At 46.6% G+C, this 10,974-nt stretch carries 6 protein-coding genes and 2 CRISPR repeat arrays; of the genes, 3 read left to right on the plus strand and 3 right to left on the minus strand.

The annotated features are described in order from the left end of the window. Nucleotides 1-96 precede the first annotated feature (96 nt). Entirely contained in the window at nt 97-2,217 is a 2,121-nt protein-coding gene (locus ACKI3C_RS05480; RefSeq protein ID WP_407402854.1) for an ATP-dependent RecD-like DNA helicase, read from the plus strand. Between the two features lie 21 nt (nt 2,218-2,238). Continuing rightward, nucleotides 2,239-3,858 carry a tetratricopeptide repeat protein gene (locus ACKI3C_RS05485; RefSeq protein ID WP_407402856.1) on the plus strand — a complete coding sequence of 540 codons (1,620 nt, stop codon included), beginning with the start codon at nt 2,239-2,241 and terminating at the stop codon, nt 3,856-3,858. Nucleotides 3,859-4,021: 163 nt separating this feature from the next. Continuing rightward, a CRISPR array of direct repeats spans nt 4,022-5,999; the repeat unit is 37 nt; unit sequence GTCTTAATCCTTGTTCTAATGGAATATGCTCTCGGAG. A gap of 300 nt (nt 6,000-6,299) precedes the next feature. Here ACKI3C_RS05485 and cas2 read toward each other — a convergent pair. From cas2 to cas1, 3 genes are read right to left on the minus strand one after another with little or no spacing between them, the layout of a single operon-like run. Beyond that, entirely contained in the window at nt 6,300-6,785 is a 486-nt protein-coding gene (gene cas2 / locus ACKI3C_RS05490; protein WP_407402858.1) for a CRISPR-associated endonuclease Cas2, read from the minus strand. A gap of 7 nt (nt 6,786-6,792) precedes the next feature. After that, nucleotides 6,793-7,779 carry a CRISPR-associated primase-polymerase type B gene (locus ACKI3C_RS05495; protein WP_407402860.1) on the minus strand — a complete coding sequence of 329 codons (987 nt, stop codon included), beginning with the start codon at nt 7,777-7,779 and terminating at the stop codon, nt 6,793-6,795. Nucleotides 7,780-7,802: 23 nt separating this feature from the next. Further along, complete coding sequence (gene cas1 / locus ACKI3C_RS05500; protein ID WP_407402862.1) at nt 7,803-8,786, minus strand: CRISPR-associated endonuclease Cas1; 984 nt, start codon at nt 8,784-8,786, stop codon at nt 7,803-7,805. 100 nt (nt 8,787-8,886) lie between these two features. Continuing rightward, a CRISPR array of direct repeats spans nt 8,887-9,716; the repeat unit is 37 nt; unit sequence GTCTTAATCCTTGTTTTAATGGAATATGCTCTCGGAG. A gap of 352 nt (nt 9,717-10,068) precedes the next feature. On the opposite strand from cas1, the gene ACKI3C_RS05505 reads away from it, so the two are divergent. Further along, nucleotides 10,069-10,758, plus strand: a complete 690-nt coding sequence (locus ACKI3C_RS05505; protein WP_407402864.1) for a CRISPR-associated endonuclease Cas6 — start codon at nt 10,069-10,071, stop codon at nt 10,756-10,758. Nucleotides 10,759-10,974: the final 216 nt, after the last annotated feature.

A 10,974-nucleotide genomic window follows, 5' to 3' on the forward strand; every position in this document is an offset into this window, starting at 1 on the left:
TGCTAATACCAAATAAACTGATAACAAATTATCAAAATATACTATAACACAACCGACACAATCAACAGAATTCCTAACTGACTAAATCCTAATAGCATGCAACTGAAAGAACAGCAACAACAGGCACTCGACGCCATAACAGATTTCATCGCCGACAGAAGCAAACAAATCTTTATATTAAAAGGCTATGCCGGAACTGGCAAAACCACCCTGCTCAAGACAGCGTTGCCCTGCATTGAGGCTGCTGGCAAGCGTGTGCTACTGATGGCACCCACCGGGCGTGCCGCCAGAGTGCTGCAAGAAAAGACAGGTTATGACGCGTCCACCATACACCGTGCAATATATAAGCTCAATGACCTCAAGTGCCGCAGGCACGACAAGGACGGAAATCTAATCGAGGAGTCAATCAGCGGCAACGTGCAGCAGCGCCACGACGACAATGCTAGCGACGATGTGCAGTTTTTCTTTGCACTACGCAATATCGCCCACCATTGCCCACCAGCGTCAAGCGTGATAGTGGTTGACGAATCTTCACTCATAAGCTCGCGTGACGACGCGCCATCGCACCTACACTTCGGTTCAGACAATCTCCTTCGCGATCTGTTATCATTTGCCCAGCTACACAACGGTAGCAAAGTGATATTCGTGGGAGACCCCGCACAGCTGCCACCGGTGGGCGACAACCGTTCGCCCGCGCTCGACGACAACTACTTTGCCAAGCTAGGTCTGGGTGTGACTACATTTGAACTCACTCAGGTGCTGAGGCAAGACATTGATAGTTGCATACTCAAGAATGCGATGAAAGTGCGCGACCTGCTCCAACAACCAGTGCACAACGAATTGGTGCTGGAAACCCGCACAGGCGAGGTCGAAGCCATTGCCCAAGACAAAGTGATTGAACAGTTCACTTCACTGCAGCCGTGTCCTGTTGCTGGTGAGAGTATAGTGGTGTGCTATTCTAACCGCATGGTGCATTACTACAACCGCAAGGTGAGGGAGCACTATTTCCCTCAATGCGACACTATCGCCGTGGGAGACGTGCTGCAAGTAGTGAAAAACAACCTCAACGTAGCCCCCGACATGCACCTCTACAACGGTGACTTTGTCACCGTCGCCAGGGTTGACCCGCATAGCGACACTCTCACCGCTCCTGTGTGGCAAACAAGAGGCAACGAGAAGGAAAAGGTTGATGTAACCTTGCATTTTCGCAACGTGAAGGTTGTCAACGACTCGGGCGATATCGTGGCGTGCAAAATCATTGAGGATTTGCTTTACAACGACAACCCGTCGCTCACCAACCAGCAGAACATGGCCATGTTCATCAACTTCATGATTCGCAACAGCAAGCTGCGCAACGACAAGTCAGCGCTAGCGCAGGCTTTGCGCAATGATCCCTACTACAATGCGCTTAACGTGAAATTCGGATACGCCATCACTGCACACAAATCGCAAGGCGGCGAATGGCGCAACGTGATTGTGGACTACACTGGACGCACAGGGCTCGACAACGACTCGCTGCGATGGAACTACACCGCTACCACGCGTGCCACACAACGGTTGTGGGGTGTGAACATGCCGTGCGTGACTCCGCTAGACAAGATGACCATCACGCCGCAAATCAAAAAAGTTAAATCGCCCTACCCTGGCTCGGTAAAGGTCATCGACCCAGGGCATATAGATGCGCTGCCGCCATCTGCCAGACCGGTGCAACGTGCCAAGTACCTGTCAGTGTCTCGCGCACTGCAACCTGGCTACAGCATCGAGCAAGTCATCGTGTCCAACTATAACGATGCCTACGTGATCAACACACCGCTAGGACGAGTGACCTGCGATCTGAAGTACAACGACGAGAACATCTACACCTACTACGCCCAGCGCAACGGCACCATCTCGCCCCTCTTGCTCAACGCCCTGCGCAGCAACTCGGCCTACATCTACGACACCGCATCTTACTCACCACGCGAAACCATGCTTGCCCAACTGCATGCACTGGTCATGTCACAATGCGACGAACTCGGCATTACCGTCACTGGCATCGTCGAGGAAACGTGGAAGGTGACCTATGGCATGATTACCAGCGGCAGCCACAGCCACATCACGTTCTGGTACAATGGCAAGCACTTCGTCACCTCCACCAATGTGTGCAGCGACCTGGGCGAGGACGACACGCTCATGCACCAACTGGTCAGCCAGCTAGAGAATACAACAGTAAAATAACCCGCAAAACTCTATCAAAATATGTCATATAAAGAAGTTACAGCATTACGCAAGTCGGGGCAACTGGAAGCCGCCCTGGAAATGGCCGAGCAAGACCTTGCCCGCGAGCAGTCGGAGTGGACATGCAGCGCCATGTTTTGGTGCCTCAACGACATGGCAAAGGAGCAGGAAGGCGATGCCCTGGCTGCCACCGCCGCTCGCATGCATCAACTCGCCGACAGCATAACCGACGACAAGGGATATGTGACCCAGTCACTTAGCAATATCGACCGCCGACTCCTTCCGCATCGCCAAGAAGTGGAGCAAGCCGATGCCTTGTCACGAACACAGGGACACGAGGCCGAGGCATGCGATTCTCTCGCCGCCCTGCAAGAAAGCGACAATCTCGACACACGGTTACACACAACCTATGCCTGGTGCATTTACCGCGCGCTACATGCCGACGATGCCACCAACGCCCTGCGACGCAAACGCTGGCTCAACAACTACCTCAAACTCCAGGTCGAACGCCCGTCGCTGCTACACTCCCTCATACTGGGCGAGGCCGTGAGAACCGAACGGTCCACGCCACAAGACTTCGTCTTCTCAACTTTTGTCGCAATGTGGGACCTTGCCAATGTGCGCGACGACGACTGGAATCAGGCCACCACTCAAGACGGCAAACGCATTCCATCCCTCATAGAGAAATTAATAAGCGTCTATTGCAAGGAAATGGCTGTGATGCCGCAGCTTGAACCTAGCGACGACTTCACCCGATTGCTGGACCAAGCCATCGAAAAATTCCCCGGCAACGACAACCTGCCACGCTACAAGGCACAAATGCTCATCAAGCAAGGCCATGACAACCTTGCCGTGGATTTTTACAAAGCACTGATTGCCAAGAATGCCGGCAAAGTGTACCTGTGGAGCGAACTTGCACAGCTTGTCGACGACCGCCAACTCAAGATTTCGCTTCTGTGCAACGCCCTGCTGCAGCGCGTGCAACCCGAGTTTGTGGTGAAAGTGAGACTACGATTAGCCACACTGCTGCGCGAGGCAGGAGAGAACGAACAAGCACGGCATGAGATCGACAAAGTGAAAGCAACCTACGAGCAGAACAACTGGCGCATACCCATCGAGTACTATATCGAATACAACCATCTGCAGCTTGTAACGGCATCGGGTTGCGACAGCTACTATGCAGCACACAAGAAGGAAGCCCATGACTTTATCTACGGCCAGTTGCCATCAGTCACCATGGTTAAAGCCGGTGTTGTAATCGACGAGAAACGACCCGGCAAGAAAATAGCAAAGTGGGTCATGTACTCGCCCACCGGAGAGAAGACGATGGTCGCAGCGAGAGCGCTAGGCGTGCCCCGCGAGGCACGCGACGGCGAGTGTTATGACATAACCATGCAAGGACGCAGGCCGGTAGCGGCAACAAAGAGCGCACAGCAACAACACGACTGGCTGCGGCGCGTGCGCGGGTTCCTGCACCTCAAGGTCAACCGCGAAGGTAAACCCTATGGCAAAGTCGAGGGATTCTATATCCCGCAATTCATGACAAGCAAATTGGCCGATAAAAGCCTCGTTGATATCGTAGCAATACACACTGGTGACAAATGGAAATGCATCGCAATTAATCGCGCCGAAAACACCTAGCGACGGCTAATTTAACATTCCTCCCCATACTCAAACCACCACTAACTAAATGAGCTGCTAGAAAGCAATAAACTTTCCAGCAGCTCATTTTCTTCTACACCCCCGTTCTAAAGGGACATCCACCCAGAGCGTTTTTTGCACCTTGCAAACATTCCTGTTTGCAATCATAATCCTTGTTCTAATGGAATATGCTCTCGGAGACTACATCGAGTACAACGATGAGTGTGACTACGACTGTCTTAATCCTTGTTCTAATGGAATATGCTCTCGGAGCCTACCTTGATGCATGGCTATGGCTGTGGAGAGAGAAGTCTTAATCCATGTTTTAATGGAATATGCTCTCGGAGGATTTTACACCTAATGCTTGTTTAGATTTAGGGCAGTCTTAATCCTTGTTTTAATGGAATATGCTCTCGGAGAATTATGGCTAAAAATCCGTTTGACGGCAAAACTAAGTCTTAATCCTTGTTCTAATGGAATATGCTCTCGGAGATCGCATAGAAGACGCGTTTGTTCAAAGCTGTGTAAGTCTTAATCCTTGTTCTAATGGAATATGCTCTCGGAGACAAAATCAAATTCTTTTCGTGACCTTACAAAGGTGTCTTAATCCTTGTTCTAATGGAATATGCTCTCGGAGCTTGTTAACCTGGCAATGGAGCAAGCTGAGCACAGTCTTAATCCTTGTTCTAATGGAATATGCTCTCGGAGATTACAAAACATAATTATTCGTGATGCTGTAATAAAAGTCTTAATCCTTGTTCTAATGGAATATGCTCTCGGAGGGTTAACAACGGACTGACCGGATTTTCGAGAAAGTCTTAATCCTTGTTCTAATGGAATATGCTCTCGGAGAGACAAACATTACCCGTCAGTACACTGATGAAGCGTCTTAATCCTTGTTCTAATGGAATATGCTCTCGGAGTTTATTGAATGTAGTAATTACACTACACTTAATAAAGTGTCTTAATCCTTGTTCTAATGGAATATGCTCTCGGAGATTCTTAAATCTCCTGGTTGCATCCAGTCAGCACCAGTCTTAATCCTTGTTCTAATGGAATATGCACACGGAGTCGCTTGACTGTTCAGATGAAGAAATAGACGAGACTTAATCCTTGTTCTAATGGAATATGCTCTCGGAGCTTGTAAAGAGCTTTAAATGAAAAATATCCTAATTGGTCTTAATCCTTGTTCTAATGGAATATGCTCTCGGAGTGGGATAATAAGACCTCAAAGTACAAAGGTCAGTGGTCTTAATCCTTGTTCTAATGGAATATGCTCTCGGAGATGTGAAAACAATCCAAAAGTAGAGTTTTTAGATGTCTTAATCCTTGTTCTAATGGAATATGCTCTCGGAGCCTATGTAAATTTCCCAGATGATTAGATCAAAATTGTCTTAATCCTTGTTCTAATGGAATATGCTCTCGGAGTTCGCCACGATAGCCTCGGCAATGTCAGCCTTGGCGTGTTAATCCTTGTTCTAATGGAATATGCTCTCGGAGGAGCAAACATTGTTCTAAAGAACTTCGCGATACGTCTTAATCCTTGTTCTAATGGAATATGCTCTCGGAGGTCGTGAAATGAAAGTTAGCACAGTGGGTGACGCGTCTTAATCCTTGTTCTAATGGAATATGCTCTCGGAGACTGCTACTGAAGGCCCAAGGTCTTTATACAGTAGTCTTAATCCTTGTTCTAATGGAATATGCTCTCGGAGAGATCTTAACAGAGATGTAGAAGTTACTAATGCAGTCTTAATCCTTGTTCTAATGGAATATGCTCTCGGAGTGTTAGAAATGTTTCTTATCATCTGAATCACATCGTCTTAATCCTTGTTCTAATGGAATATGCTCTCGGAGTAACTTTGGTAGTGCTCGCAGTAGCACTTTGTGTGTCTTAATCCTTGTTCTAATGGAATATGCTCTCGGAGGATTGGAATTAGGAAGAAGAGTAGGAGTAAGAGGGTCTTAATCCTTGTTCTAATGGAATATGCTCTCGGAGGAAGATGGCGTTGTCCTCAAAGAGGACCGCATCGTCGTCTTAATCCTTGTTCTAATGGAATATGCTCTCGGAGAAGGGAGGTAGGCGCCGATTGCGCAGGCAAATCCGGTCTTATTCCTTGTTCTAATGGGATATGCTCTCGGAGGCCGAAATTTGTAAATGCTTGATTACCATGCACACTACAAAGATTTCTTTACACTTTTTAACTAAATCGCGCGAATAAAAGTGCAATGAAGTCAAAAAAATACCCTCATTTCAGCCCCTCAAAGCAGGGCAAAAATAAGCAATGAAAGACTATCTTAACTAAACACAACATGTCAAAGATCCTCGCCATTGAAATGCAAATTTAACTAAACTTCTTCAAACACACAATTATTTTGTGACCAATTTTCCAATAGCACCCTCACATCACTGATACACAATGCTTTACCCCGATAATACAAAATTAAAAGAATAACGTGCTGCTGGTTCTCAACACAATGTCAACGTTTATGTCTCGCCCTATCACCTTCATGGCTTGCAACAAGTCGCAAGAGATGGGCACCACGAGAATGCTGTCATCATTGTCATAACAAGCCTGCACTTGCGCTAGGTCATCCTTGATCTTGTTGAACTTTTCATGTGGCAAGTTAGCCAGAAACATGGAACGTTGTAGGCGAATGCATCCGCTTTCCAGCAGATACTTTGCAATGTGACGTCTCACTTTGTTGCTCTCTATGTCATACATAACAAAGAATGTCATGTCAGTGTTACGTTTATTATTGATAAACCCGAAAATCCTATTCACTCTCTCGCTCAGAGTCCCCACTTGATTGTCATCACCGTTATCAATGTTGCCTGGCACAATGTGGGCATCTTCTTTGAGACTGGCATGCATGAGCCGTTTCATGCGTTCAGTCCACGGCAGTTGTTCGTAGTCGCGTCGTGCCATGATGCAATTAATACAGTTGGGTGGCAATGAGTTGTGCTGTCAGGTCATTAAGTTGTGCCGATGTGCCGCAACGTGGTGACTTGACTATCGAGAAACCTCTTTTGCCATAAAATATATTTAGCTCTGCCCGCTTGACTCCGAGACTGAGTTTTATTTTTTTTCCATACTGGATGTTTTCAACACTGTTCACTGTGATTCCGTTATCAGTGAGAATGGCTTCAATAGCAGGCATTACTTGGTTGAGTTCATCAGGCACTTCGACTGGCGGTTTGGCTGTGAGCGCTTGCTTTTTTTTACCGGCAAGTAGCAGCCTGATGCGTTCCATCGTCTCGTCATCAGGATCGCGTGCTGGTTGCGACACAGGTGGCAAGTGCAGTCGGTTCTCTTTCTCTAAACTGGCAACATTGTCGATGTCAAGGTATCTGGACATGACCAAAGTTTCAGCGTCGGGGTTGAAGTAGGCCTGCGGGTCCCAGCTAATGAAACATGCCCTAGCTACATCGCTTGTGCATCGGTCTATTACCTGCTCCAAGTTGTGTGTTGCAGCGAATGCGTGCGCAAACTCACGATAGTAGTGGGAATACAGTCCCGGGTCGGTGCAGCGTTCGTTAAGATTAAACAACACCTTAATACCATCTTCGCTAGGCGACAAGAAAGCCAGTGCCACACGGGGGTCTTGCGAGAGTCGTTGCTTCACGACCTCAGCATCAAGACCTTTATCAGACAGATGGTCGATATCTATTATGAAATGCTGGGCATAAGCAAAATTCTGACTATTGCGAAAAGCAGGATTAAAGATGCCGCAACACACATAGGGAAGCTGGCGTTTAGCTACGGCATATCGCTTGGCATCAAGCCGTTTGACTGTGCGCAGTTGCCTAATCATCGCTACAAGGTCGCTTCTGGGATTACGCAATTTGTCGTAAAGATACTCCACTGTTATTTTTGCAAGCGGGTGAGTATTGTCGGTGACGTTAAGTCCGGCTGAAAGCATAATTTTGTTTTTGGAGATTATGGTTAGACATATTGTTTGAACATGTTGGCGAGTTTGTGAGCATCCATCTGGATGATAGTGGCACGTGAGCGTTGCATGTCATCAGACACCTCAACAACCTCATCGAGGTAGTCGTTTACCGACTGAATGAGCACGCGGCGACCCAATCCCTCAAGCCAGCAGCTTCCGTCATCATGCACCGAATAGTAATCCTCATTGATCACACTCTGGCACGCGAGGTTTGTCACGACATAGTCAACCCACACACGGTAACGCTCAATTATGTCGTAGGCAAGCACAGGCCTGTTGTAGTCATCACGGTGCATTACTCCCACATATGGGTCAACCCCGGCCTTGATAAGCGCTCCCTCCACCTTGCCATATAGCATACCGTAGCCATAGTTGAGAAAGGCATTGAAAGGGTCAATAGCAGGACGCTGACTGCGTTTGCCAAATTGCAGGTTGCGTGGCAAGAACGTGTTAAGTGTCTCAAAATAGATGCGTGAAGCCAATCCTTCCCACCCTCTGAGGCTAGGGGCAACATCTGCTACCACATCTCCCTCTACCGCAAGCACCTTGGTGCGATAATCTTCCATTCGTGCAATAGACTTGCGCGTCAGTTGAGTAGCACTGCCGTCATCGCTGTTGAACATCAGCAGCAAGGCCTGCTGGTTTTCTATCTTGCGAGCTATCACCTTCTTTATCCATGTAAGAGCATCGTGCGAAAACGTGAAGTTGATTTGCCCTTTCCTTATAGAGGATACCGAACCATATCTGGGACTCCACACCCGTCCTACCATTGAACCAGCTTTGTCGCTAAATATCATGTCAATCTCGTGTTCCACTGCAAGCATGACGGCATCACTTGTCACCAGGACACCACGCCCCATGACGATGCTGGTCACGCCGTCAACGGGAATGCGTTGCTGCCCATCTTTGTTCGCAATAACAAATGCTTCTTTATCACGTTTTATCGAAGCTCCGAATGTATTAATGACTAATTCCATAATGTGTTTAAAAGTGTATTATGTGTGTAAACGGTTTATCCTTGTTATAATGGAATCAGCCCTCGCAGTTTTTTGCACCTTGCAAACATTCTTGTTTGCAGGCATCATCCTTGTTCTAATGGAATATGCTCTCGGAGGTAGAAAACAGGAGATGGTCACAGCCATTTAAAATAGTCTTAATCCTTGTTTTAATGGAATATGCTCTCGGAGTCAGTAAGAATGCTCCTGACGGCTATGCTTCAGTGTCTTAATCCTTGTTTTAATGGAATATGCTCTCGGAGAAAGAACCGCTTCCCTTACAGCGAGACAGAAAAGGGTCTTAATCCTTGTTTTAATGGAATATGCTCTCGGAGTAAATATTGCAAATGACATGAAAAAGATTAAAGTCTTAATCCTTGTTTTAATGGAATATGCTCTCGGAGATACAACACAATTGTTAGAACTTACACAATTATTAAAGTCTTAATCCTTGTTTTAATGGAATATGCTCTCGGAGGAAATGAAAACAGACAAAAATCAACAACAAGACTGGTCTTAATCCTTGTTTTAATGGAATATGCTCTCGGAGTTCAATATAACATTACACACTTACACTATGACTCAAGTCTTAATCCTTGTTTTAATGGAATATGCTCTCGGAGAATTCCTATTATTATAGATGAGTCTAATGATAAAGTCTTAATCCTTGTTTTAATGGAATATGCTCTCGGAGAACAAGTATGTAGCGCAAAAGATGTGCGCATAAGAAGTCTTAATCCTTGTTTTAATGGAATATGCTCTCGGAGATATCGCAAACGTGCTGATAAATGCTATTGAACTTAGTCTTAATCCTTGTTTTAATGGAATATGCTCTCGGAGCGCGTTGAAGCAGTGCCATGAGGCATTGTGGAGCAGTCTTAATCCTTGTTTTAATGGAATATGCTCTCGGAGGGCGAAATTTGTAAATGCTTGATTACCATGCATACTACAAAGATTTCTTTACACTTTTTAACTAAATCGCGCGGATAAAAGTGCAATAAAGTCAAAAAATACCCTCATTTCAGCCCCTCAAAGCGGGGCAAAAATAAGCAATGAAAGACTATCTTAACTAAACACAACATGTCAATGACCTTTCTCAATCACGTTGCAAATATACAAAAAATTGCCGAACCAACAAAAATAATGGATTACAATAAAAAAAATCGAAATAAACATAGTTTTTTTGAGAAAAAATCATTAAATTTGTGGCAGAAAACAACTCGTATATAAACCACCCCCACACAGCAACACAACACACACTACTATGACCGACTGCAGCAAGGAAATAAAAGTAATCACCATCACATTCAGCAACGAGATTTCAGCGCATGAAATCCCCTTGTTTCGCGGAGCCATCATTGCCCGCATGCAAGGTGAAGCACATGTGCTCTATCACAACCATTCCGACGACACCAGCTACCGGTATTCCTACCCCCTGGTGCAATACAAGCGCATCGGGCGCAAAGCCGCTATCGTGGGCATTGATGACGGCGCGACTGTGATGGGACAGCTGCTTGACAGCGGCATCAACGGCATCTACCAGCTGGGCGCGCGAGACATCGTGATGGAAGTGCAGAGCATGGTGCCTACACGCACGCGCATGCAAGTGTGGAACGACACATTCCACTACACGCTGCGCCACTGGCTACCTCTCAACGCCAACAACTACCGCACCTACACATCCCTGACTTCGCTCACCGAGCGAGTGCAACTCCTAGAGCGCATCCTGCGAGGCAACCTGCTGTCGATGTGCAAAGGGCTGGGGGTATTCCTTGACAAAGAGCTCACTGCATCTATCACCTCGCTCGAGCCCCCACGCATAGTGCACAACAAGGGAGTTGCATTGATGTCATTCGATCTGGAATTCACCAGCAACCTCTCGATCCCCAACGGCCTGGGCCTAGGCAAAAACGCAAGCCTAGGCTACGGCACAGTTTTTGCTAAGAAATCATAAACCCTCAATAATTAATACTATCTTTTTTCCTTAATTCCGCAGCACTTTTGTTAACAATTTTTATAATATCCTGAGCAACAAAAAGTTGCCCAGGATTTTGTCATGTCGGTGATTTCACTTAATTTAGTGCTGCAAATAAAACCAAACGAACCACCAACACGACATCGATATGGCAAAGTTACAAATAAAATCTGACAATCTCACTCCTTTCGGCGG

This window comes from Sodaliphilus sp., assembly GCF_045598405.1.
Lineage (GTDB): Bacteria > Bacteroidota > Bacteroidia > Bacteroidales > Muribaculaceae > Sodaliphilus > Sodaliphilus limicaballi.

Coding starts and splice junctions, on each gene's coding strand:
- ACKI3C_RS05480 (WP_407402854.1), top strand. CDS start 97: ATGCAACTGAAAGAACAGCAACAACAGGCACTCGACGCCATAACAGAT.
- ACKI3C_RS05485 (WP_407402856.1), top strand. CDS start 2,239: ATGTCATATAAAGAAGTTACAGCATTACGCAAGTCGGGGCAACTGGAA.
- cas2 (WP_407402858.1), bottom strand. CDS start 6,785: ATGGCACGACGCGACTACGAACAACTGCCGTGGACTGAACGCATGAAA.
- ACKI3C_RS05495 (WP_407402860.1), bottom strand. CDS start 7,779: ATGCTTTCAGCCGGACTTAACGTCACCGACAATACTCACCCGCTTGCA.
- cas1 (WP_407402862.1), bottom strand. CDS start 8,786: ATGGAATTAGTCATTAATACATTCGGAGCTTCGATAAAACGTGATAAA.
- ACKI3C_RS05505 (WP_407402864.1), top strand. CDS start 10,069: ATGACCGACTGCAGCAAGGAAATAAAAGTAATCACCATCACATTCAGC.